Consider the following 23,948-nt stretch of genomic DNA (forward strand, 5'->3'; position numbering starts at 1 on the left):
GTTGGCTGCACTCACTCACCCCAGTCACATAGTTATCTATGCTCCCGGGGATTCGCTCCCTTGCCGTCGCGATGCACCTCGAAATCCATAGGGTATAGAGTTATTAACCTAAAATAATATGAGGCACAAATCGTGATGTATCTTTCGTGATCCTGCCAATATCTTCCCTAACCGATAGACCCGCAGGCGTATCATTAACGAGCCAACTACCGATAAGGACATGGCTATTACCGATCTTTGGCAATGGGGTGTACTGCTGCACAATGTAACCCTCCTCACCGTAAGGACCCTCTACCTTTTCAATCACTTTCCCGTCTTTGTGAATACTGATATTCGCGCCCTCACGGCTGAATATCGGCTTCATGACGTAATGAGTTAAACGCTTGGCTTTCGGATCATCAGCAAAATAAGCCTCAAGCAGATTTGGATGTCCTGGAAACATCTCCCAAAGCAATGGCAAAATTGCCTTATTCGAAGTGAGGCATTTCCACATTGGCTCAAACCAGTTAACACCCGCAGTGACCAAGTGTTGAGCATATTCTTCACGAAACATGAACTCCCACGGATACAACTTGAACATCGAGTCTATGATCTTGTTATTACTATCCGTAAATTGACCACACTCGCTGAGCCCGATGTCTTCAATGTAGACAAACTCGATATGAATACCGGCATCTTTGGCACAGTCAGCCATGTAATCAACCGAACCTTTGTCTTCTTCCGTACCCTTACAGCAGGCAAAATGAAGCGTGTTGAATGGCAAAAAGGGTTTCAGTTCACAGAAGCGATTAACAAGCAACTCCTGTAGTAAGTTGAACTGATCAGCAGCATGAGGCAATTCACCACGGTTAACCTTATCTTCCAACCACAGCCAGCTAAAAAAACCATGCTCATAAACAGAGGTCGGCGTATCTGAGTTAATTTCCAATAACTTAGCCGGGTTTTTACCATCATAGGCAAAATCAAGGCGACTATAGAGGCTTGGATCTCTGCGCTTCCAAGATCCACGAACCAATGACCACATGGCTTCTGGAATTTGGAATCTAGCCATCAACTCATCACTGTTAACCACGTGCTCTACTGCTTGAAGGCTCAAGCGGTGGATTTCCGCTGTCGGATCTTCAATATGTTCTTCAATCTGCTTGAGAGTAAACTGGTAATAACGGTCTTCCGTCCAGTACGGTTCATTATCGATTGTATGGAAACCAAACCCAAATTCTTTTGCTCGCACTTTCCAATCATGACGAGGTGTTGTTGGGATCTGAAGCATGACATTAACCCTTTGATAATGCTTATTTGAATCTTGGAACAAACCATCTCACAAATGCTTAATGCGGCAATAATGACTCCATGCAAGAGACTGGCCTGAGAATAAAATGCCAGCGCTGGTTAACCACCCCAACTGTATTTAGCGGAAGATGTTGAACCAAAACCACCAGAAGATTTGGTAGTGACAATTGGCTTGCTATCATAACCAGAATAACGGGAATCGCTACTTTTAAACTTTTGTTCCTTTTCACGTATCAAGCGCTCTCGATACATTCTCTCTCTATGCTTACGCGCTGAATAATCACCGATTTCATCAACGATCCCAGATGCGATATAAGCAGTCGATCGGGAGTTCAGTACAGGGTTTATACCTGCAACGACATTTGCATTTGTTCCAACTTGAGGAACTTCTCGTTTCTCCATTGGCAGGCGAACCGTTTCCAGCGGATGCAAATAACGTCGGTTCATCTCGTACTGGATATTGCCAATATCGGAATAATCGCCAATAACCTTACCATCAGCGAAAAAAAGCTTACGGTACAAGTCGCCATAGCCTGATGTTGAGGTAAATAGTGGCTGATAGAACACATTGCGATACTTTTCAGCAATATCGTACTGGTTAAACTGTTCTGGCTTCACCGCCGCCATCATAAAGGCGGCCATCTTCGGTCGATAACCTACGGCCCCCGGCATTGCTTCACACTCACCGTACTCAAGCTCACACATAGCTTTCTGGCGAAATTTCTGCGAAGTACGCTCCGCTTCACGTAATGCCGCTTGGTATGTGGTTTCACATTGAGCAGCGATCGTATTCTTCGGATTATTCTGACAAGACGCCAAATCCTTATAAACATGAATTGACAACTCATCCGCCGATTGACCACAACCCACGAGTGAACCAACACTGAGCGCCAATGATGTGAATGAGAAACCACGCCAATATTTACGTTTACTCTCAATGTTAATGGCGGTGCTGCGCATTCTGCGCTTTTTATTCCCGTTCGTCATACAATCCCTAAATCAGTAAGTCATGCAGGCTGCATTTAAAAGACCAACAGAAATTGACACCGACGCCAACACAATCGCAGCAGGGACCTCATTATTCTCAATGCGGGATACAATCTTTGGCATCATGAATATGCGAACCATGAAGAAGCCAGCAATTTGAGCCAACAGCGCAACAACACTCCACATCACGAAATCAATAACACCCACAGAGTTGCTTGCTGCACTTGCAATGGCAATGCTGTAACCAACCAGAGCGCCACCAAGCGATATCGCCGCGGCACTATTCTTCTCTTGTTTGATAAGCTTCCACTCATCATGCGGAGTAATTATTGTGTAGATGAATTTGAAAACGATGAAAAAAACCAGCGCCAGCCCAAAACACAAGCCAAAATTGCCTACACCATGCATAAATTGAGTAAAAGCCTGTTCTTCATTTTCCAATGTGATCATTTATGCCACCACTTTAAAATCAGTTTGGTTAAGTTGAATACCGGTGCTCAGTACCATCAATCTATCCAGGTGACTCCCTACAACTTTTTCTTCTCCCACAACCTGAAGTTCTTCTGTTCTGTTATGAGCAACCTGACGCGTATACACCATCACAAACTGATCAGTTTCGGTTATGTGACCTTCTTTACTGTAAGTTTTTTCGGTAACAGCCACCGGCTTAATGTTGTCCCATAACGGAGAGAACTGGGTACCATCGAGATCATATCGTCTGCTTGGTGTCACGATACCGTTTTCAATCAGCGCATCCCATTGAGCTTGTGAATCGATCGGTTTAGTTTCATAAAAATACCACAAACTCACTTCCTTCACGCCGTCATCCCCTTCACCTTCTTGAAGCACTTGAAGATAACCTTCGTCATCAGTGTAATAACGAACCAAACGCACGTTATCACCTAGATCGACTACACCAACGGAACATATAAGCTGAGTTGAAGCTGCATTTTCGATGGTTAGGTCAGATTCAATCAGTTTCAGCATCAGTGGGTCTATCTCAAGTGCCCCACCGATACGCAAACCTAATACTTCCGGCACCTTTGGAACAGCAGGCGCAACCGTCTTACCCCCGAATGCGCTCTTAAATGCATCTGCGATTTTGGAAAGCATAGAAATATCTCTTGATAGGAAGATCCCACTTTAAAAAGCAGGATCTTGATTTAACAACTGAGTATTTACTTGCCAAGGATACGAGCAAGTTCATCTTCTGCGGACATAGAACTTGACGTTATGCCAGCCTCTTTAAGCTTTTTATCCAGATCGCTAGAAGTCATACTATCGTGGAGCTCCTGCTGAGCCTCGAACTGAGCCGCTTTCTCAGCCTGACGTGACTTGATACGCTCAAGGGAATCAAGGGCGGTAGATGTTTTTGAAGAAGCGCCAACGACAGAACTGTGAGTCGCAGCTTGGGCTTTCTGCACCTGCTCAGTGGCCTTAACCAAATCAACCTGGTTCTCAAGCTGAGACACCTTCTTCTTCGCCTCTTGTACAGTGTGTCGGTGCGTCGTTTCAGCCTTCTGGAACGATTCAAACAACCCTTGTTCTCTTTCCAGTTCATCACGCAGGGTCGCAACTTTCTGAGCACACTCTAAAGCAAGCCCATTATCGCCTTTACCCGCAGCAGAGCGAGCATAACCCTCGTACTCGGTGATACTGTTTTTGATATCCGCAACCTTTTTCTCTGCCATTTTTCGCTTAGCAATGATGCTAACCAAGCTTTCATCCGCACGGCGGATTTCTGCTTTTGCTTCCCGGATTTCCTGATCAAGAATCGTCAGAGCATTGCCATCAGCAACAGCTTCTGCCGCGTTATTTACCGTTCCCTTGATTGCCTTAAAAAGCTTTTTCCACACGTTCATTAATATTTGCCTCTATATTGTTATTTTAGGAACTCAGAATACGCATCAAGAAGTTCAGTGATGTTGGCAAACAACGTAGAGACTTCGATAACAACGCTTTCTTGTTTTGATTCTGATGACAATGAACCAAAAGCAGTATAGTAAGATTGACCCTCTACTTTAGTTATTCCAACTGAAGTCAGAGGAATCATCTTGTGCGTTTCTAAAATAAACTGATTTAAAGAAGCGGGATCTAAAACATTCTCTTCCGAAAACAGTAATGCTTCCACTGTAATTTGCCTGCCACAAATAGCCAGATGTGCTTTAATTCCGTCTTCATTAGTAATTGCAAGACATTCACCTATTTGCTCTACACTCCAGTTATTACCGGATTCATTAAGCGCTTTAATCACTTGATTTAATTCCAAACTATCTACTCCACTGGTTTGTTTTATCATTAAAATCAGTATATTAAGTTTAAATTATCATCAGATTAAACATTTTTCAATAAGTATTGCGTTAAAATAGCCCAGTATTAAACCTAAGATATTCATAAGCATGGTAAATACTAAAAACGCATAAAACCTTAAATATAGCATTACTTAACATTATTAAAACTTTATACCCTTTGCTAAGTGACTTTGTGCTATCTCAATACCTCTTGCACAAAACACCATTAGAATACTCGCATGAAAAAACTTATCCTGGTGGATGATTAAAACCACTCTTAGCTAACCCGAATTCTGGATAAGAAATTGACGAGAAGCCTGTTCCAGGAGCAAAGTTTTGGTGTGCACCAAAAACAGCTCCGAGGGGGGAACAGGCTATGGACAACTTAGTTGAAATTTTCTGTGATGTCGATGATTTTTGCCGTTTTTTCATCCCTCAATGGGAACAATTTTGTCTCGATAGCGGGCATCGTTTACGCCGCCGACAAGGTCATATGTATCCCAGTGAAATCATGACCATTTTGATCCTTTTTCATATGTCGCATTACCGTGATTTTAAACATTTTTATCTAGAACATATTTGGAAATATCACCATAAGGATTTTCCAACCTTGCTTAGCTATCCTCGTTTTGTCAGTGTGGCTCCTTCCGTTTTGGTGCCATTATGCAGCTATCTGACTCAATTAAAAGGGAAACCCACAGGCATTGCTTTTATTGATTCCACCCGTTTGAGTGTCTGCCATAACATTCGCATCCCTCGACATAAGGTCTTTGCGGGGATAGCAAAGCGCGGAAAAAATTCAATGGGCTGGTTTTACGGTTTCAAATTACACCTGGTTGTCAATCATCAGGGTGAAATTCTCGCGCTTAAAGTGACTCCGGGTAATGTGGATGATCGGGAACCTGTTCGTGAATTATCAAAAGAATTAACGGGTTCTCTTTACGGTGACAAAGGTTACCTCAGCCAGGAATTGGCGGACGATTTAGCTAAAACCGATGTCACTTTCATCACGAAAAAACGGCGTAACATGAAAGCGAGTATGCAAGCTGAGTGGGATAAGATAATGTTAAAAAAGCGTTTTATCATTGAAACGATTAATGGGCAATTAAAAACTCTTTCTCAAATAGAGCATTCCCGCCACCGAAGTATAAAAGGCTTTCTGTTGTGCGTTTTAGGTGGATTGATTGCTTACTGCCTTAAATTGAAGAAGCCATCACTGAAAGTTTTCTACTCAGAAGACGATTTTTCAATGACGGATTAAGCAGAATTCGGGTTAGCTAAGGTTGCTTTATAGCCTTGGCATATCACAGTAAATAGAGCATTGCAGGGTAAAATAAAAACTTCCAGTAAAATCAACCGATATTGATAAAAGTATCCATTTTGGTTATCAACCCATTTAACCTTCTATACCCGTCATCTTTCAAGTTGCTTCTTTGTTGGCTGCACTCTCTCACCCCGGTCATATAGTTATCTATGCTCCCGGGGATTCGCTCCCTTGCCGCCGCGATCCATCTTGAAATCCATAGGGTATAATATTGAAGCTAAAATCTTTTTCAAATTCCCGTTTATCTCCGATATAAAAAACCTTTTCTACTTAGCATTTTTTACATTCAACAGAGATTAGCCTTATGCATTAACTATCAGATTTAACCTTTATTTACCGCCATAATCTTTTCATCACCATTTCAAGTATCTGTTTTCACTTCATTTGAAAACTAAGAAAGCCGATTTACACAATAAACAGAAAAGTAATAATGATAAAGATTAAAAGGGTGATAAAACGTTTATATTTTTACTATTTTACATTGAGATATCTTTTAACGACAGACAGTTAGGTTAACTGACAACAAAAACTTATCGGATTTATCCAGAAGCATTCAGTTTATAAAACCCTCGGTTAAATAAAGTTTAATATCTATCAATGATAACCACGATGTTATTTAACATCCGAGAATTATTTTACCTTTTCTTTTTTAATCGCGCTTTACTCACTTCCCAGACATACCGATTAAGCACTTTTTCAGTCAGTCCCAACAATCAAAAGGCCAAGACTTTACCCGCAATCTACGGCTCCCTTCATTTTTAAGGGAGCCCGTTTTAATCATTCTTTAATGTGGACAGATTTACCATTAAAAGTAACAACCTGCCCGGCTATCGCTTTGTAACGTTTACGGGTTTCTATCTGATTATTGACTTTAACCAAACCTTCAGCAATAACCGCTTTAGCGCTAGCGCCACTTTCACTCCACCCCTGAAACTTCAACAGATCACACAACGCCACATAAGGGTGACCTTCTAAATAAAAAATTTCCATTAACAACCTTCAATTCTTTCCACATCGTGATATTCCTCGCAGGCTTGCAAGGTATTCTGGATAAGTGTAGCGACTGTCATTGGGCCAACCCCTCCAGGCACCGGCGAGATCCAGCTTGCCCGCTCTGATGCAGTTTCAAAATCAACATCACCAATCACTTTGCCATCTTCCAGGCGATTAATTCCGACATCAATAACAATAGCGCCGGGTTTAATCCACTCTCCGGGGATAAAGTTTGGTTTACCGACCGCCACAATGAGTAAATCTGCCTGCTCCACATGGTGACGTAAATCTTTAGTAAAGCGATGAGTCACCGTGGTAGTACAGCCAGCCAATAACAGCTCCAAGCTCATTGGACGACCAACAATATTTGAAGCGCCGATAATGACAGCATTCAGCCCATAAGTATTAATTCCACAACGCTCAAGCAACGTTGCGATACCGCGTGGAGTACAGGGACGCAGCTTTGGCGCGCGTTGACACAAACGACCAATATTATAGGGATGGAAGCCATCAACATCCTTATCAGGCTGGATACGTTCCAAAACTTTGACGTTATCAATACCGGCAGGTAAAGGGAGCTGAACCAAAATACCATCAATATCTGAATCATTATTAAGCTGATCGATAAGATTCAACAATTCTGCTTCGCTGGTGGTATCTGGCAGGTCATAGGAACGGGAAACAAACCCGACTTCCTCACAGGCACGACGTTTGCTTGCGACATAAATTTGAGAAGCCGGGTTTTCGCCGACTAAAACAACGGCAAGACCGGGAGCACGTCTTCCCGCAGCAACACGTTGTTGAACACGCACTGCGACTTCACTTCTGATTGTCTGCGCAATCGTTTTCCCATCAATAATTTTTGCTGGCATGTACGAATAAATCCATAAATCAAACATTGGGATACTGCCTATTTTGTCAGAACATGAACGTGCTGTCAGTTTTATTGATAATCAGAAAATAGCCAGATGAAGATTTATAAGCAGAAAAGCCATTGACTCAAGGAGTTGTCACCGTATAATCTCTCCCCGCATCAGAGCATTACTGATGCAGCTCATCTCTCAAGATGCGCCCTTAGCTCAGCTGGATAGAGCAACGGCCTTCTAAGCCGTAGGTCACAGGTTCGAATCCTGTAGGGCGCAAAACCCATAAAACCCCAGTAAATACGCAAAGTTAAGCTTTCCTTTGCTTATACTTATACTTACCGGAATACCATCGAATTGAGAGAATCAGAATGGACTGAATTCGATTTTGATAAAGATATCTGGCAAATACCCGCTGAACGAATAAAAATACGTCACCCTCACATCGTCCCGCTATCAAATCAGGTTAAAGCCATTCTTATCAAGCTGCACAAGCGCAGGAAATACGTTTTCCCCGGTCATAACGATGCGGGTAAGCCAATGAGTGAAACTGCTATTAATCAGGTTATTAAGCGTATTGTCTATGATGATTCGCAGTAACCTGAACCTGAATATTGGTACTGCTATCGAATGGCTGCCAAAACCGACAAGGGATAACCTGCCAGAAGAGTAATTTTTTCTTAACGTAGGTATTTTTCAGTTCTCCGAGTTAAGCAAACCAAAATTAGTCTGTCATATCAAGTTGCTATGAGCAAAATACAGGACAGGATTGCCTATCAGTGTTGGAAGCAGTCCCAAATGACCCAGATATGACGACTAAACTTGTCGCGATTCAAAATGATGAGAACGTCTTTACTCGTTATAATACTGGGATGATTATGGGCCGATGGCCATTCAAAAACGTATTAAAAGTGGAGTTTCACAATGACAAGTACCCAACAACGCGCCGAACTACAGCGTCAAATCTGGCAAATTGCCAACGATGTGAGAGGTTCAGTTGATGGCTGGGATTTCAAACAGTACGTACTAGGTACGCTGTTTTATCGCTTTATAAGTGAAAACTTTGCAAACTACATTGAAGGCGGTGATGAGAGCATTAACTATGCCGAGCTTTCAGATGCTGTTATCACTGACGATATTAAAGATGATGCTATTAAAACCAAAGGCTATTTTATTTATCCAAGCCAGCTGTTTGCTAATATTGCCGAAAATGCTAATAAAAATGATAACTTAAACAAAGACTTAAATAGCATTTTCGTCGCTATTGAAAGCTCAGCCAACGGCTACCCATCTGAAGCCGAGATTAAGGGTCTTTTTGCCGATTTTGACACCACCAGTAACCGTTTAGGTAATACCGTTAAAGACAAAAATACGCGTTTAGCCGCAGTCTTGAAAGGCGTGGCAGGGCTTAAATTTGGTCAGTTTGAAAGTAACAAAATAGATCTGTTTGGTGATGCTTACGAGTTTTTAATCTCTAACTATGCCGCTAATGCAGGTAAATCAGGCGGTGAATTTTTTACACCACAACACGTTTCCAGGCTAATCGCTCAGCTCGCCATGCACGGGCAAACCAGCGTGAATAAAATCTATGATCCCGCCGCAGGTTCGGGCTCTCTGCTATTACAAGCCAAAAAACACTTCGATGCCCACATTATTGAAGACGGTTTCTTTGGTCAGGAGATTAACCATACCACCTATAATCTTGCGCGTATGAATATGTTTTTACACAACATTAACTACGACAAGTTTAATATTATGTTGGGCAACACCTTAACCGAACCGCATTTTGGTGATGACAAACCGTTCGATGCCATCGTCTCTAATCCACCGTATTCGGTGAAATGGATTGGCAGTGATGATCCAACACTGATTAACGATGACCGCTTTGCTCCCGCTGGCGTACTAGCGCCGAAGTCCAAAGCCGACTTTGCCTTTGTTCTGCACGCATTGAGTTACTTATCCAGCAAAGGCCGCGCGGCAATTGTTTGCTTCCCGGGTATTTTTTACCGTGGTGGAGCTGAGCAGAAAATCCGCAAATATCTGGTAGATAACAACTATGTTGAAACCGTGATCTCATTAGCACCTAACCTGTTTTTTGGCACGACCATTGCTGTCAACATTCTTGTGCTGTCTAAACACAAAACCGACACCACTACTCAGTTTATTGATGCCAGCCCTCTGTTTAAAAAAGAAACCAATAACAACATACTTACCGACAATCATATCGAACAAATTATGCAGGTGTTTGATAGCAAAGATGATGTTGAGCATTTTGCTAAATCAGTCAGTTTTGAAGCCATCGCCGCTAACGATTACAACCTGTCGGTGAGTAGCTATGTCGAAGCTAGAGACAACCGCGAAGTAATTGATATTACAAAACTCAATGCTGAACTAAAGACTACCGTTAAAAAAATCGACCAGCTTCGGATGGATATTGATGCCATTGTTGCTGAGATTGAAGGAACGGAGAATAAAGCATGAGCAATATGAGTTTTATGGAGAAACTGCTTCAAGGGGCTGAGGTAGTATGGGAATCTTTGGAGCAAGTGGCGAAAATAAAACATGGCAAAGATTGGAAGAACTTGAATGCTGGCGATATTCCAGTTTATGGTTCAGGCGGGATAATGGGGTATGTCGATACTTATTCATATAATCAGCCAACAGTTTTAATCCCCCGTAAGGGCTCGATAACAAATATTTTTTATATTGAGTCACCATTTTGGAACGTTGACACAATTTACTATACAGAAATTGATGCTAAGAAAATCATCCCTAAATTTTTATATTATTTTATCAAAACTATCGATCTGTTGGCGCTAGACACAGGTGCAGGGAGACCTAGCCTGACACAGGCTATATTAAACAAAATACAAATTCCCATCCCATCTCTCAATATCCAAACCGAAATCGTCCGCATTTTGGACGCCTTTACCGAGCTTACCGCTAAGCTTACCGCTGAGCTTACCGCACGCCAAAAACAATATGAATATTATCGCGACCAATTGTTAAGTTTTGAAGAAAATGAAGTGGAGTGGAAGACTTTGGGGGAAATTGCAACCATTGGAACGGGCAGTCGTAATACAAATGAAGCTGTTTTAGATGGGCAATATCCTTTCTTTGTTCGCTCTCAGGAACCACGGGCGATAGATAGTTTTGAGTTTGATGAAACTGCAATTATTACTGCCGGAGATGGAGTAGGTGTAGGTAAAGTTTTTCATTATGTTTCAGGAAAGTATGCTCTGCATCAAAGAGCATATCGTATTGTTGTTAGAGACGACCGTTTTAATTCAAAATTTCTATTTTATTATATTAGAAATAATTTTGCTCATTACTTAACCAAAGTATCCGTCCACGCTTCGGTGACATCACTTAGAAAACCAATGTTTGAGAAATATCCAATTCCTATCCCCCCACTTGTCGAACAAGACCGCATAGTAGCTATATTAGATAAATTCGACACTTTAACCAGCTCCATCAGTGAAGGTCTACCACGAGAAATTGAATTACGTCAAAAGCAATATGAATATTATCGCGATCTGCTGTTGAGTTTCCCCAAGCCAGAGGTAGAAGCATAATATGAGCAAAACGCTAACGGGAATAGCCCAGCAGCTAAAAGATGCCAACAAGAAAGTACAACTGATCTATGCCTTTAATGGTACGGGTAAAACCCGGCTTTCACGGGAATTTAAACAGCTAATTACGCCTAAAAATGATAATGATAAAGGTGGCAATAATGAAGAACTATCATTGACCCGTACTAATTTTTTGTATTACAACGCCTTTACCGAAGACTTGTTTTACTGGGATAACGACTTATCTGAGAATACCGAGCCTAAACTCAAAATCCAGCCGAATTCATTTACAGATTGGGTGCTGAAAGATCAGGGGCAAGACCGAAATATCATTGCTAACTTTCAACACTATACGGATGAAAAATTAACTCCACATTTTAGTGAAAATGGTTCGGAAGTTACATTTTCTTTCGAACGTGGCAATGAAGCACCAACTGAAAATGTTAAAATATCAAAAGGCGAAGAAAGCAACTTTATCTGGAGCGTATTTTACACACTGATTGAGCAAGTCATCAGCGTGCTGAATGTTGCTGAACCCGGTGAGCGAGAAACAGATCAGTTTAATCAATTGCAATACGTCTTTATTGATGATCCTGTTAGCTCGTTAGATGAAAACCATTTGATTGAGCTGGCAGTACATCTTGCTAAACTTATTAAATCTAACGAGTCTAGCGTTAAATTCATCATCACGACGCATAACCCTCTTTTCTATAACGTGCTACACAATGAGCTAAACAGTGATGATAAAAGCTATAAAAAGAAATGGTTTGAGAAATACAGGCTGACAAAGCATGAAGATGGCACATATCAGCTAGCAATCCAACCGAATGATTCACCATTTTCATATCATCTTTATCTGAAGTCAGAACTCGAAAAAGCCATTGAAAACGGTCAGTTGAGCAAGTATCACTTCAACTTTCTAAGAAATATATTAGAAAAAACCTCTACTTTTCTTGGCTATAAAAAGTGGGGTGATTTATTGCCAAAAACCGGTGATGGCAGACCTAACCCTTATGAAGCCAGGATTATTAATATCTCTAGTCATTCAAAACATGCAGGTGAAGAGGTCGCTGAGCTTACGGAAGATGACAAGCGTGTTTTGCGCTATCTGGTTAATGAAATTAACACTATGTACCGCTTCCAACAGGCAGAAAATTAGAGTGAATCGAATTTATAGGTGAAGTATGTACGAATACAAAACTGTTGCTGAATCAAATAACTTTATCGTACTGGATAAATACACTAAGGAATTGCAGCTAAATGAAACCTACCAAAGCGAAGGTGATTTAGAACGGGAATTAATCGACGATTTAGTCAACCAAGGTTATGAATATGTTTCTGGCTTAAACACGCCCCAAAACATGCTGGCCAATGTGCGTGAGCAACTGCAGATACTGAATAATGTTAATTTTTCAGAAAGTGAGTGGCAACGATTTGTTGAGCAATACTTAGATAAGCCCAGCGATAACAACATAGATAAAACTCGTAAAATTCATAACGATTATATCCACGACTTTGTTTTTGATGATGGACATATCGAGAACATCTATCTCGTGGATAAGAAAAACATTGCCCGTAATAAAGTACAAATCATTAAGCAATTCAAGCAAACAGGGGCGCAAGCGAATCGATACGATGTAACCATTTTGGTTAATGGCCTGCCATTGGTACAAGTTGAGCTTAAAAAGCGCGGAGTTGCTATTCGTGAAGCCTTTAACCAAGTGCATCGTTATAGTAAAGAAAGCTTTAATACAGAAAACTCGCTGTTTAAATACTTACAGCTTTTTGTGATTTCAAACGGTACAGACACGCGCTATTTTGCCAATACTACCAAGCGTGATAAAAACAGTTTTGACTTCACCATGAATTGGGCCAAATCTGATAATACGCTGATTAAAGACTTAAAAGATTTTACAGCCACATTTTTTCAGAAAAATACCTTGCTGAATGTGTTAATTCATTATTCTGTATTTGATGTTAGCAATACTTTATTAGTGATGCGCCCCTATCAAATAGCGGCTACTGAACGTATTTTGTGGAAAATTAAAAGTGCATATCAGGCTAAAAATTGGAGTAATACTGAAAGTGGTGGCTACATTTGGCATACCACGGGGTCAGGCAAAACCTTAACTAGTTTCAAAGCGGCGCGTTTGGCTACTGAGTTGGATTTTATCGATAAGGTGTTTTTTGTGGTCGATCGTAAAGATCTGGATTACCAGACCATGAAAGAATATCAACGTTTTTCACCTGACAGTGTTAATGGTTCGGAGAGTACCGCAGGGCTAAAACGGAATATTGAAAAAGATGACAATAAAATTATTGTTACTACCATTCAGAAATTTAATAACTTAATAAAAAGTGAAAGCGATTTACCAATATACAATAAGCAAGTAGTGTTTATTTTTGATGAGGCACACCGCAGCCAGTTTGGTGAAGCACAAAAAAACCTAAAGAAGAAATTTAAAAAGTATTATCAATTTGGTTTTACGGGCACGCCAATTTTCCCGCAAAATGCTTTAGGAGCAGACACCACCAGTAGTGTATTTGGCCGAGAATTACATTCGTATGTGATTACCGATGCCATTCGTGATGAAAAAGTATTGAAGTTTAAAGTTGATTATAACGATGTAAGACCACAGTTTAAGTCCATTGAAACCGAACAAGACGAGAAAAAGTTAACAGCGGCAGAAAACAAGCAAGCTTTTTTACATCCTGTTCGTATTCGTGCAATTTCCCAGTATATTTTAAATAACTTCAGGCAAAAAACACATCGTCTCCAAGCCGGTGGCAAGGGGTTTAATGCCATGTTTGCTGTCAGTAGCGTGGATGCCGCCAAAGCTTATTATGAAGCGTTCAAGCATTTACAAAAAGAGACTGAAGAAAATAAAGCAAATAAAAAACCGCTTAATATTGCCACTATCTTCTCTTTCGCCGCTAATGAAGAGCAAGATGCTATTGGTGAGCTTATTGATGAAAGTTTTGAGCTCACCGCAATGGACAGCAGTGCCAAAGAATTTTTAAGCGCAGCCATTGATGATTATAATGCAGCGTTCAAAATGAATTTTGGTGTAGATAGTAAAGGTTTCCAAAACTACTATAAAGACCTCGCTAAGCGAGTGAAAAATCAAGAAGTAGATTTACTGATTGTTGTTGGCATGTTCTTAACAGGATTTGATGCGCCGACATTGAATACTTTATTTGTCGATAAAAATCTGCGTTACCACGGCCTAATGCAAGCTTTTTCACGTACTAACCGTATTTATGACGCCACGAAGACCTTTGGCAATATCGTCACCTTCCGTGATTTAGAACAGACTACGGTTGAGGCTATCACTTTATTTGGTGATAAAAACACCAAAAACATAGTGCTGGAAAAAAGCTATAAAGAATACATGGAAGGCTTTACCGATTTAATCACCGGCGAAGCACGTCGCGGATTTTTAGAGGTAGTGACAGAGCTACAAAGACGCTTTCCTAATCCTGATGATATTGTTAAAGAACAAGATAAAAAGGACTTTGCCAAACTATTTGGTGAATATTTACGTGCGGAGAATGTACTGCAAAACTATGATGAATTTGCAGGATTAAAGGCTCTACAACATGTAGATATTAGTAATCCGGAGGCTGTTGAGGCATTTAAGGCTAAATACTACCTGAGTGATGAAGATATCGCCGCGATGCAAGCGATTGAGATGCCAACTGAGCGTACTATTCAAGATTATCGCTCAACCTATAATGATACGCGTGATTGGTTACGCCGTGAAAAGTCGTCTAACGAGAAAGATAAATCTACTATTGACTGGGATGATGTCGTCTTTGAAGTGGACTTGCTCAAATCGCAGGAAATTAATCTAGATTACATTCTTGAGTTGATTTTTGAAAACAATAAAAAGAATAAAAATAAGGCAGAGTTAATTGATGAAGTTCGCCGTTTAATTCGTTCCAGCCTTGGCAATCGAGCAAAAGAAAGTCTAATTGTTGATTTCATTAATCAAACTAACTTGGACGAAATTATCGACAAGGCCAGTATTATTGATGAATTTTTCAAATTTGCTCAAGCTGAACAAAAACGTGAAGCAGAAGAGTTAATTAGCTCGGAGAAATTAAATGAAGATGCGGCTAAGCGCTATATTACAGCATCATTAAAACGAGAATATGCAAGTGAAAACGGCACAGAGCTCAATTCCACTCTACCTAAGTTAAGTCCACTTAACCCGGAATACAGAACGAAAAAGCAGGCTGTTTTCCAGAAAATTGCTGCATTTGTTGAGAAGTTTAAGGGAGTAGGTGGGCAAATATAGGTGTGAGCTAATATACAGAATTATTTACAGGGTCCAGTCGATCTACTATTCGCTATTATAAGCCACTTACCAACCATCTAAACACCTTGACGTTTAGATGGTTAATACGCTATTTTTCCCTCTTCCATTTGTATCATTATCTCACCTTTCCTCGGCTCACAAATTGATGCGTCTTAATAGTTTTAGACACCACAACAGACTGTAATTATTGTGAATTTTTATGAAGCTATTTTTACCATCAAACAAAAGCTGGCCCCGACAAATCTAATCGATAACGTATTAACCTGTTACTACAAAGATCCCATCGCTTGCAATGGTGATTCAGGCAGGAAAGGCTTAGCCTTGCCGGTCATAATTACCCTGTCCACGAACACTGTCTGAATCGCCACCATCAATATTAATTAATGGAAGGGATAACAGGAATAAATAATGTTAGAAATGGCTGGCATCAAGCGGATATAATTGCTGCATTACGTAAGCGTGGAACAACCTTAGCGACTGTTTTTCGTGAAGCGGGACTCAGTTCATCATTAGCCAATACGCTCAGTCGGCCTTGACCTAAAGGCGAATGGATTATTGCTAACTATCTCGAAATTCATCCCCCTGGAATTTGGCCTAGTCGGTATTTTGATATGTACGGTCAACTTATTGAGCGAAAGGCTAGAAAAGTATTCAACTAGAAGAGGCTCGATTTAAATGGATATTTTTTTGTGGGGGTACTAAGCACCCCACTAATTTTTATTTAGAGCTTTTCTTTTAGTTAAGAGAAGCTTAGTCACCTTTATTTAGCAAATCTAAACTTACATCTCCATATGTTAATAAATCAAAAGCTAAAAATAACTTTCTTAAGTTTGATTTTAAATGATCATCCTTTCCATTTATTTTAAATAATGGAAAGGCTTCTTCTTGGATATATTTCCTTAATTCATCTTTACTTATTGATTTTATGTTCTTTATTATAACCAATAATTCTTTGTTTTTTAATAAGTTCTCGGCTTTGATATCTTCAATTGATCTAAACCCAATACTTGAGTATTTTTTATCCAGATTAACAGATTTAACTAAGTTATCTATTTTTCCATGCATATTTATTCTTGTTTCTATTTTTTTCATTTCTTTTTTTGATATTTTTATATTATGGAAATCACAAGATTTTATTAACTTTGAGAAAGGAGTTCTGGCATGAGGAGGACAATCGATAAGAAATTCAATAGCTGATTTATTTGGTATTTCACTTTTATCAAAGATATAATCTTCTAAATATTCCATTTCTTTTACTCTAATATAAACAAGTTGTTTATCACCTAAGGCAACAACTAAATTTTTACCAGAATTGGCATGTTTCTCTAATTCATCCAAATCAGAAGGTGTGACTAATAGACTACCTAGATTTCCTTTCTCCCCTTCTTCTAGTATAAGTTGCTTTATTACCCTTTGATATCTAAGAATATCATATGGCGGCAACCCTTCATCTATATTACTTATTTCATCATATATCTTTTTATAATTATCTGTTTCTATAGATGTATACGTTATTTGTGATTTATCATCTGTTCTATGCGTTTTTATAATATCCATTTCATCTTTTTTGAACTCAATCAGAATAATTCTTTCAGCAGATTTTCTTTTGTCTTCTTTCGGAAGTTGTGAAGAAAAATCAGTCAGTAGTTTTTTTACATTTCTATCTGTTAATGAATATCCAATAAAAATTATCGAGCTTTTTATCATGCTTGACAATATTTTTGCGCTAATCAGTATAGATTTATCATCATATCTTTCATAATCATAACTATTAATTACTATTGAATTAGGTAATTCTATATCTCCGTGTATTTTATATAACTCACTCCATCCAATAGTATCATCAAAAAAACCTTCATTGCCAATATACATTTTAGGTTCAACATTTTGTTCTGACAAAAGTGTTTCAATAAATGAATCATAATTTGTTGTAATAATCATTTTTGCATTTTTTAAAAACTTCTTAAATGATTCAAATTCATCTTTTTTAATATTTTGTCTTAATTTATCTTGCTTGAATCTTTGACATAAAGAATATTTAAATGGTGATATATCCTCGTCAAAAACTCTTTTTGATGTTAATCCTTCTAATGATATTTTCCCTGAATTAAATAATTCCTTGAATTTTTTTTCAATGTAAGTTGCTGCGTCCGAATATACTTTATGATTTAAATCAGAGTCATTTTGTTCTTCTTTATATTTATCCTTTATTTCCGATAAGTAATTATAAAAACCTTGACCATTGTTATCAATTTTATTCCAGTATTCTTCCAGCAACTCAGGCCATGTTGGAGAATTTTCCAAGTATCTTTTAGACATTCCAGATCCAATAAATACTATTGGATAATTTTTAAAGTTAAAAATAGAGTCAGACATTTTAAGCCCTTTTCATAAAGATCAGCGGACCACTGGTATACTGCATATAGTAAAACATATTAAATCACTTTTTCTAATATTTTGATCAGAGCTTACTTAATTTGTGAGATATGTTGGCGATTAAAAAATAAACCAATGTTATAATAATGATGATTATTAATTTATGAAATAAATTCCTGTTACATAGTAACAATTTGTTATTTTAAGGTGCAATATATTGACTCAGAGAAAGTAATACCATAATGATACTATCAGCACAAAGTTTGACAACCTCTTTTATATGGCAGACACATATATGAGTTTATCCAAGGATAACCAAAACTCTAATAAAGAGTGGGTAATGAACTACTCTGAATAAGAAAGAATCAAATGCAAGATATAGTTCAATGATTATTTTTATGCAATATTACTGTAGCTTACCTTTCTCATCGATTTAAATAATAAGAAAGCCCCCATTCTTTATATTGCTGATTAATTTCTTTCACTGACATGAGTTTTATCTTGGGGATTGACAAGCTTTCGTAGATTTCAATATGACGTTTTCTGCTTTTGGGTACGGCGAAAATAATGTGATGTATCATCTCCCATTTTATGCGTTCTTTAGCTCCGAAAAGACCACCATGTCGGTAACTTTGGAGTAAAGTCCTGTTCATATATCGAGACAAACTCATACGATTTGGATTGATATTACAGTGGTATGGAGTTATTCAGATGGGATGGAAAAGGGCGGGAGAGATAATGTGAGAGATTTGGAGAAAAGCGCATGATATAACCATCTAAACATCAAAATACCTAGACGGTTAATACCTGCAACACAAATCGACTTTATCTATGTCTTAAACACCTGAGTCTGATGCCATTCAATAAATCTATCTGCCGGATAGTACTGACGATTACGCGGAAGATAAAGGCTTTCGCCATCTCTGGCCCAGAACAATTGCTCAACAACCGGACTACGATTGACCCCATCAGAAATTTTAATCTTCAGATTCTCGTCTATGCCGATTGCACCTCTATCAAAAGCGGAATGATGAAGTGTGCAAAGTGCCAAACCGTTCTCCACAAGGCAAGGGCCACCAAACTGTTTCCATTTGATGTGGGCGGCTTCCAGACCGACCAGAGAGCCATCCAGACGTAAATCATAGCCACAAACGGCGCAGCGGTAGTGATAAGCGCGTAAAACCACATCACGAAAACGTGGATCACGGCTATTTAACCTCTTGTTAATATCAAAACCTAGTCGCTCAACCAGACTTACCTGAACGCTTTCAGGGAAATGTTCATTGAGGATCTGTTGTGCCAGTTCATCAACAAGCGCAGGCTGACGGCGCAGTAACTGGAAACTGTCTGAATCAAAACCTCCGGCAACCTGATACTCAATCAGCTCTCGTTTTGGCGGTTCCTTGCTTCCCCGACGTGGTGTGCAATGTTCTGCATTTTTCAGTTCCCAAAAGCCATCTCTCCGTAAACGCCAGAAAGGCATTGAAGGATAGTGTTCTTTGCGGCTGGGGCCAAAATCAGTGAGTAATTGTAATAGTGGTTGATGGATTTCATCACCGTATTTAAACAATTGCCCATGACCTTTTTTGTACTCAGACAACACATACAATAGCAGTAATGGCTTATGTGGTGCGCGTTGATCGCCTTTACGCCAGACGGTGAGTTTTGATATCGCTGTTTGCAGTGCTGCGAGTGAAGTCATAACTATTAGCTAAACTGGTGAATGAACTGCGATCATGCTCGCAAAAGTGAATAAGTTCAATACTTAGTTGATGCTGAGTATTCATACTGCCAACAAACCCGGTTATATTAAACTAGGTTTGTCAGCAGTCTGGGATATCTAACATTAAAGTTAGATATCCTTTGCTCTTACTCAGAAAAATCCTAGAGTAGATTATATTACAAACTCCAAGAGCGAGGTATCAAGCCATCTCCTTCATCCTTCCAGCACGCGGCTTCACATGTATTTTTTACTTGCCCCCATATTGATTCATCAGCATGCTCAAGCACTATTACTTGAAAAAAATAGTTATTTTCTTCAATTGCGACTGCCAACATTTCAAAAATTCTCCGTGTAGCGACAACATCATTTTGTCTGGTTATCTGGAGACTTTCATCTTCTGCCATTACATCTAATATATTATCTCCGGAAGCAGCACTAGGGAAATAAACTTGACTAGGCTGATCAATCACTAAAAAGCTAAACGGAGGAAGACGAGTACGATCTTTATGAGATAGAAATTCATGCAAAGCTAAAAAGACAGATAAATGATATCCCATCCAATTAGCTCCACTGCCGACTTCCCATAAAAATTCATTTCTTCTATCATTATCTACATTAAAACATAATGTTAACTCATTTTTGTCAAGTTTAATATTGCCTCGACGTTCAAGCCTAAAATTATCAGCATACTTTTCTATAAGTGAATTTATCTCTTGGTAAACAATATATTCTGTTCTGCTTTTATTAGACTGAAAAAAGAATTTCTCTATTTCATTGAATTGATCATCTAATTCTTTTATTTTCTCACTTATATCATCAGTGTTATTTACTTTTTTAAGTGATGATAATGTTTCTTGGATACGCCCAATTAAAACATATACTTTATTCATGGAATTGTTGGTAGATTTATCTATTTTTTCTAGATTAAATTTTTCCTTGCGGATTTTTTGAAGTTTATCTTGCTGAATTCGTAATTCTTTTTTTAATTTATCAATTTCTTTATCTGCTATGGGGTTTTCAAAAAGAACCTCGGAGATAGAGTTAATCCGGGAAATTTGTTTTTCAAGATTATCAACAACTGTTGATAATATATTTGTTTTTGATCCACATGCGATACATTCACCTCCTGGAGACAAATTATTCTTAAGCCAGTCAAATCCAACAATATGCTCTTTTTCTTTCTGTATTGCCTGTGTAAAACCTTGACCTCTGGAAAATAGTTGCTCATAGTTTCTGATTTGGATCCGTAATGTATCAATATGCTGTTGGATCTCCTCTCCTTGAGCAACAAGTGCTTTTAAACGCCTATTGGTATACTCATAATTAGGAGTACCCAATAGATCACCGATACGCCCTTCAGTATATATATCATTAATGTAATTTAATGATTTTACTTTAGCATCAGTATCCTGATTTTCTGTTTCTGATAATAACCCCAATTCCACACATGCCTTCCATAGGCGATCAACATCAAAAGCCCAACTTGACAACGCTTTTTTGTTTACCTCTTGCTGTTTATATAGTGAATCTCGCTGCTTCTGTATATCTATACGCTCTTTCTCTCTAATCATATATTGACGATCAATAATGCCTAATGCAAACGGCATTACCCTTTTTAGTCTTTCTTTATTCTGGTAAGAGTCGGCTTTAAAAAATAGAGTATATGGATTAGCCACAATATGTTGTGGCAAGTAATTAAAAGCAGCCATATCTCTGTAGGAAGCTCTTCCATCAAATCCAGTTTTTTCGTTATTTTCAGACAGAGGGAGATCAGTCAGATTAACAAGTTGATTAAATTTATTTTTAAAAACAGCATCTGAATGAGTTGAAGTAAGAGTCAAAGGAAGTTCTTCAGGATAAGGGGAAAGATGGTACTCATTGCTAACCGATCTTTTACTGGGTGTTTTCCTTGCTATAAGATATTTATACCCTCGAATATTAGCTTTAATCGCAAACCACATAACAGACTCTCGAATAATACCTACAGGAATAGCACACTTGCTTGCTCCAAGACAATAATCAATTATTGATATAATTGATGATTTTCCTGTGCCGCTAATCCCATGAACTATATTTATTTTATCGCTTTTAAAGGGGATTACCCGAAGATTATTATTGGGATTAACAGGCCAAAGTATTAATGCATCAATAGTGAATTTCATAATTAGTTACCCAGAAGAAGACGATAAATGGAAGGTGTATCTACACAAGAAAACCAGTTTGCCAATCGTGTTATGGTTTGAACCATTTCTTTAGGAAGCAACTTATTTATTCCTCCCGGCCATTTTGAGAAGTTTGTTGCAAACCGCGTTTCACCGTGTTCAATCAATCGCATTAGCAAACCAGAGGAAACAGCTAAATTCAGCCCCTGAATGGAGGCTCCTGCATATTCTGAAACACGTTGCGCTAAGTTAGATTTAATCAAAAGTGATTCCTGTACTACGGCAATTAGAGGTGTTGTTCTTTTCTTTTTTTTGATTGATTCCCGACTGACTTTATGCCATACAATAGGAAGTACAAGTAATAGTTTCATTAAATCAGGATGATCATCATTCACAGAACAGCTCTCATATTGTTCTACAAAATAGACAAGCAGAAAACAGGCGAGTGAACTGTTATTAATTATATTGCTATCTTTATAAATCATAATTATTTCTCCTTAATCTTCAGGAAATCATTATGCCAGTGTATAAATGTTTCCTTTGAAGGGGAATTGGCTAAATCGTGGTAATTTCCTGTCGTAAAATAAAGGTTCTCAGTTCGTTGACCAGCCAGTGAAGCCGTATAATTGGGATCCGTTGTATCAGTATAAATTTTCTTCAACATATTCAATTTTTGGCTATTTCCTTCTGATTCCAGTCCAAGTTCAATGCAATCTTTAATTTGTAACCAACGATTATAAAGTACATCATCACGGGCTCGCCATGCTGAAAGAGGAATTTCACCTGCCTGTTGTAATCTGACCCTTTCAGCATAAAATGCCCAATAGTGCTCTAATGCTCGATTACACATCGTTGTACTTATATCAATATGTTGAAGTTGTTTGATAAATAAATGCTCTGCATTATCTTGCTTAAGATAATTTTTGAAAGCGGTTTGGAAAAAAGGTTGCTCAGTAAAGTTTTTACGTTTAATTAGACTTATTTCAGAATTCAAGAGATTAGCAAAAGGTTCTTTAGTCAGCTCGACAGGTTGTTTAACTTTCCAAGCAGTATTACATTTGTCGATCATAAATCCAAACAACGTCTGATAGATATTATCTCCATGTTCCTTTACTTCAGATGGTAAATGTAGTAACTGAATTGTAGCTTCCTTTGGGGAAATACCAGAAGCCGTTCCATGACTATCAAGAAGTTCTATATTTTTAATCAGGAATATTAACTCTTCATCAGAATAAGTTAACACTTCCTCTGCAATAGATTTAACTTTCCCCGTAATTTTTTTCGCCTGTTCTTTTAACATTGCTAAAGCAGTATTAATCTGCTCTTCACTTTTCGCTTCAGAAAGAAATACTACAAGATTTTTTTTATCAATAATTCGGTTCGTGACTAAACAATAGGTAACTTCGTCATATCTTTCACGGGTTACTTTCATAGCATCCAGCCAGATATGCAAGGTATGCCACAAATTCTTGCTACTGTCCTGATAAGGCTGAGCTCTGGTATCTAAACTATGTTTATCCTGTTCGAAAGTAATGCTTGGTAATCCACTAGCTAATATAGCCTCCTCTACCACATCATCTACTGTTTCTATCCCAAATACAACAGAATTATGTTCACTTGAGAATATGCGATATAAGGCACGCTCGAACTGATACAGGAAACCGATAAGTTTTGAACTAGCATCTTGGGTAATCATTAGCTTATTTCACATTCTGTACAAAAGCCATTGAAAAACTACTTACTTAACTTATGTGGATGGACAAAAACTAAACCTCACCACAATCAGAAAGATATTCAAACTCAGATTAATACAACATGCAATACATTATTGTTAATATGTTTCCTAGGTTGGTCATAGATATCTCCTGCAGTAGACTTTAGCATCCACTACTACTGGTACATATAACCAACTTATCACCGATTTTGGCTCTGTCAGGTCTGATATTATCTTCTTACAGACATACTCATCAACGTAGGTAGTAATGTTATAACTTTAATGTCAATGGCAGCACTCGAACCAGAAGTAATTTCTGAGGCATCTCCCA

The 23,948-nt window shown here is 38.6% G+C and carries 18 protein-coding genes, 1 tRNA gene and 2 pseudogenes; 8 read left to right on the plus strand and 13 right to left on the minus strand.

The features are described from left to right. Nucleotides 1-103: 103 nt before the first annotated feature. The 6 genes from PluTT01m_RS22085 to PluTT01m_RS22110 form a co-directional block, all read right to left on the minus strand. A complete protein-coding gene (locus PluTT01m_RS22085; protein ID WP_011148404.1) occupies nt 104-1,270 on the minus strand; it encodes a glutathionylspermidine synthase family protein in 1,167 nt (388 codons plus the stop codon). Nucleotides 1,271-1,389: 119 nt separating this feature from the next. Further along, nucleotides 1,390-2,277 carry a DUF1190 domain-containing protein gene (locus tag PluTT01m_RS22090; RefSeq protein ID WP_011148405.1) on the minus strand — a complete coding sequence of 296 codons (888 nt, stop codon included), beginning with the start codon at nt 2,275-2,277 and terminating at the stop codon, nt 1,390-1,392. 12 nt (nt 2,278-2,289) lie between these two features. Further along, nucleotides 2,290-2,727 (minus strand): DUF350 domain-containing protein, encoded by a 438-nt coding sequence (locus PluTT01m_RS22095; protein WP_011148406.1) that lies wholly within the window; start codon nt 2,725-2,727, stop codon nt 2,290-2,292. After that, a complete protein-coding gene (locus PluTT01m_RS22100; protein ID WP_011148407.1) occupies nt 2,728-3,390 on the minus strand; it encodes a YjfK family protein in 663 nt (220 codons plus the stop codon). It lies immediately after the preceding gene. 65 nt (nt 3,391-3,455) lie between these two features. Next, nucleotides 3,456-4,139 carry a PspA/IM30 family protein gene (locus PluTT01m_RS22105; RefSeq protein WP_011148408.1) on the minus strand — a complete coding sequence of 228 codons (684 nt, stop codon included), beginning with the start codon at nt 4,137-4,139 and terminating at the stop codon, nt 3,456-3,458. A 20-nt stretch (nt 4,140-4,159) separates the two neighbouring features. Further along, nucleotides 4,160-4,546, minus strand: a complete 387-nt coding sequence (locus PluTT01m_RS22110; RefSeq protein ID WP_198408819.1) for a DUF2170 family protein — start codon at nt 4,544-4,546, stop codon at nt 4,160-4,162. A gap of 398 nt (nt 4,547-4,944) precedes the next feature. On the opposite strand from PluTT01m_RS22110, the gene PluTT01m_RS22115 reads away from it, so the two are divergent. Continuing rightward, nucleotides 4,945-5,829, plus strand: coding sequence for an IS982-like element ISPlu6 family transposase (locus PluTT01m_RS22115; RefSeq protein WP_011144786.1), 885 nt, complete (start codon nt 4,945-4,947; stop codon nt 5,827-5,829). Between the two features lie 840 nt (nt 5,830-6,669). Here the strand turns inward: PluTT01m_RS22115 and ybcJ are convergent. Together ybcJ and folD are read right to left on the minus strand one after the other, a co-directional pair. Continuing rightward, complete coding sequence (gene ybcJ, locus PluTT01m_RS22120; protein ID WP_011148410.1) at nt 6,670-6,882, minus strand: ribosome-associated protein YbcJ; 213 nt, start codon at nt 6,880-6,882, stop codon at nt 6,670-6,672. Next, nucleotides 6,882-7,757, minus strand: coding sequence for a bifunctional methylenetetrahydrofolate dehydrogenase/methenyltetrahydrofolate cyclohydrolase FolD (gene folD, locus PluTT01m_RS22125; protein ID WP_011148411.1), 876 nt, complete (start codon nt 7,755-7,757; stop codon nt 6,882-6,884). The genes ybcJ and folD overlap by 1 nt, the downstream gene beginning before the upstream one ends. A 196-nt stretch (nt 7,758-7,953) precedes the next feature. Between folD and PluTT01m_RS22130 the strand changes: the two genes are divergently transcribed. The 7 genes and pseudogenes from PluTT01m_RS22130 (at nt 7,954) to PluTT01m_RS22160 (ending at nt 16,301) form a co-directional block, all read left to right on the plus strand. Next, nucleotides 7,954-8,027, plus strand: a tRNA-Arg gene (locus PluTT01m_RS22130). A gap of 69 nt (nt 8,028-8,096) precedes the next feature. After that, nucleotides 8,097-8,333, plus strand: a pseudogene (locus PluTT01m_RS22135) (tyrosine-type recombinase/integrase); the annotation flags it as partial. Nucleotides 8,334-8,672: 339 nt separating this feature from the next. Further along, a complete protein-coding gene (locus PluTT01m_RS22140) occupies nt 8,673-10,229 on the plus strand; it encodes a type I restriction-modification system subunit M (protein WP_011148412.1) in 1,557 nt (518 codons plus the stop codon). Further along, on the plus strand, nt 10,226-11,323 hold the full coding sequence (locus tag PluTT01m_RS22145) for a restriction endonuclease subunit S (RefSeq protein WP_011148413.1): 1,098 nt from the start codon (nt 10,226-10,228) through the stop codon (nt 11,321-11,323). The genes PluTT01m_RS22140 and PluTT01m_RS22145 overlap by 4 nt, the downstream gene beginning before the upstream one ends. Before the next feature lies 1 nt (nt 11,324). Further along, nucleotides 11,325-12,479, plus strand: a complete 1,155-nt coding sequence (locus PluTT01m_RS22150; RefSeq protein WP_011148414.1) for an AAA family ATPase — start codon at nt 11,325-11,327, stop codon at nt 12,477-12,479. Between the two features lie 25 nt (nt 12,480-12,504). Then, nucleotides 12,505-15,621 carry a type I restriction endonuclease subunit R gene (locus PluTT01m_RS22155; RefSeq protein WP_011148415.1) on the plus strand — a complete coding sequence of 1,039 codons (3,117 nt, stop codon included), beginning with the start codon at nt 12,505-12,507 and terminating at the stop codon, nt 15,619-15,621. Between the two features lie 404 nt (nt 15,622-16,025). Beyond that, nucleotides 16,026-16,301 (plus strand): annotated as a pseudogene (locus PluTT01m_RS22160) (helix-turn-helix domain-containing protein). Nucleotides 16,302-16,392: 91 nt separating this feature from the next. Here the strand turns inward: PluTT01m_RS22160 and PluTT01m_RS22165 are convergent. From PluTT01m_RS22165 to PluTT01m_RS22190, 5 genes are all read right to left on the minus strand, one after another. Continuing rightward, on the minus strand, nt 16,393-18,018 hold the full coding sequence (locus tag PluTT01m_RS22165) for an SIR2 family NAD-dependent protein deacylase (RefSeq protein WP_011148417.1): 1,626 nt from the start codon (nt 18,016-18,018) through the stop codon (nt 16,393-16,395). 829 nt (nt 18,019-18,847) lie between these two features. Next, nucleotides 18,848-19,720: a phosphorothioated DNA-binding restriction endonuclease gene (locus tag PluTT01m_RS22175; RefSeq protein WP_011148418.1), complete on the minus strand. Its 873-nt coding sequence runs from the start codon at nt 19,718-19,720 to the stop codon at nt 18,848-18,850. A gap of 197 nt (nt 19,721-19,917) precedes the next feature. Then, the gene (locus PluTT01m_RS22180) at nt 19,918-21,903 is read right to left on the minus strand and encodes a DUF3732 domain-containing protein (protein ID WP_011148419.1); all 1,986 of its coding nucleotides are present in this window, start codon (nt 21,901-21,903) and stop codon (nt 19,918-19,920) included. 2 nt (nt 21,904-21,905) lie between these two features. Beyond that, nucleotides 21,906-22,388, minus strand: a complete 483-nt coding sequence (locus tag PluTT01m_RS22185; protein WP_011148420.1) for a three component ABC system middle component — start codon at nt 22,386-22,388, stop codon at nt 21,906-21,908. Between the two features lie 2 nt (nt 22,389-22,390). Next, the gene (locus tag PluTT01m_RS22190) at nt 22,391-23,599 is read right to left on the minus strand and encodes an ABC-three component system protein (protein ID WP_011148421.1); all 1,209 of its coding nucleotides are present in this window, start codon (nt 23,597-23,599) and stop codon (nt 22,391-22,393) included. Nucleotides 23,600-23,948 lie beyond the last annotated feature (349 nt).

The organism is Photorhabdus laumondii subsp. laumondii, from assembly GCF_003343245.1.
Taxonomy (GTDB): Bacteria; Pseudomonadota; Gammaproteobacteria; order Enterobacterales; family Enterobacteriaceae; genus Photorhabdus; species Photorhabdus laumondii.

Bases quoted from the DNA above. Each gene is read 5' to 3' on its own strand.
- PluTT01m_RS22085 (WP_011148404.1), bottom strand. From the start codon at position 1,270: ATGCTTCAGATCCCAACAACACCTCGTCATGATTGGAAAGTGCGAGCA.
- PluTT01m_RS22090 (WP_011148405.1), bottom strand. From the start codon at position 2,277: ATGACGAACGGGAATAAAAAGCGCAGAATGCGCAGCACCGCCATTAAC.
- PluTT01m_RS22095 (WP_011148406.1), bottom strand. From the start codon at position 2,727: ATGATCACATTGGAAAATGAAGAACAGGCTTTTACTCAATTTATGCAT.
- PluTT01m_RS22100 (WP_011148407.1), bottom strand. From the start codon at position 3,390: ATGCTTTCCAAAATCGCAGATGCATTTAAGAGCGCATTCGGGGGTAAG.
- PluTT01m_RS22105 (WP_011148408.1), bottom strand. From the start codon at position 4,139: ATGAACGTGTGGAAAAAGCTTTTTAAGGCAATCAAGGGAACGGTAAAT.
- PluTT01m_RS22115 (WP_011144786.1), top strand. From the start codon at position 4,945: ATGGACAACTTAGTTGAAATTTTCTGTGATGTCGATGATTTTTGCCGT.
- ybcJ (WP_011148410.1), bottom strand. From the start codon at position 6,882: ATGGAAATTTTTTATTTAGAAGGTCACCCTTATGTGGCGTTGTGTGAT.
- folD (WP_011148411.1), bottom strand. From the start codon at position 7,757: ATGCCAGCAAAAATTATTGATGGGAAAACGATTGCGCAGACAATCAGA.
- PluTT01m_RS22140 (WP_011148412.1), top strand. From the start codon at position 8,673: ATGACAAGTACCCAACAACGCGCCGAACTACAGCGTCAAATCTGGCAA.
- PluTT01m_RS22145 (WP_011148413.1), top strand. From the start codon at position 10,226: ATGAGCAATATGAGTTTTATGGAGAAACTGCTTCAAGGGGCTGAGGTA.
- PluTT01m_RS22150 (WP_011148414.1), top strand. From the start codon at position 11,325: ATGAGCAAAACGCTAACGGGAATAGCCCAGCAGCTAAAAGATGCCAAC.
- PluTT01m_RS22155 (WP_011148415.1), top strand. From the start codon at position 12,505: ATGTACGAATACAAAACTGTTGCTGAATCAAATAACTTTATCGTACTG.
- PluTT01m_RS22165 (WP_011148417.1), bottom strand. From the start codon at position 18,018: ATGTCTGACTCTATTTTTAACTTTAAAAATTATCCAATAGTATTTATT.
- PluTT01m_RS22175 (WP_011148418.1), bottom strand. From the start codon at position 19,720: ATGACTTCACTCGCAGCACTGCAAACAGCGATATCAAAACTCACCGTC.
- PluTT01m_RS22180 (WP_011148419.1), bottom strand. From the start codon at position 21,903: ATGAAATTCACTATTGATGCATTAATACTTTGGCCTGTTAATCCCAAT.
- PluTT01m_RS22185 (WP_011148420.1), bottom strand. From the start codon at position 22,388: ATGATTTATAAAGATAGCAATATAATTAATAACAGTTCACTCGCCTGT.
- PluTT01m_RS22190 (WP_011148421.1), bottom strand. From the start codon at position 23,599: ATGATTACCCAAGATGCTAGTTCAAAACTTATCGGTTTCCTGTATCAG.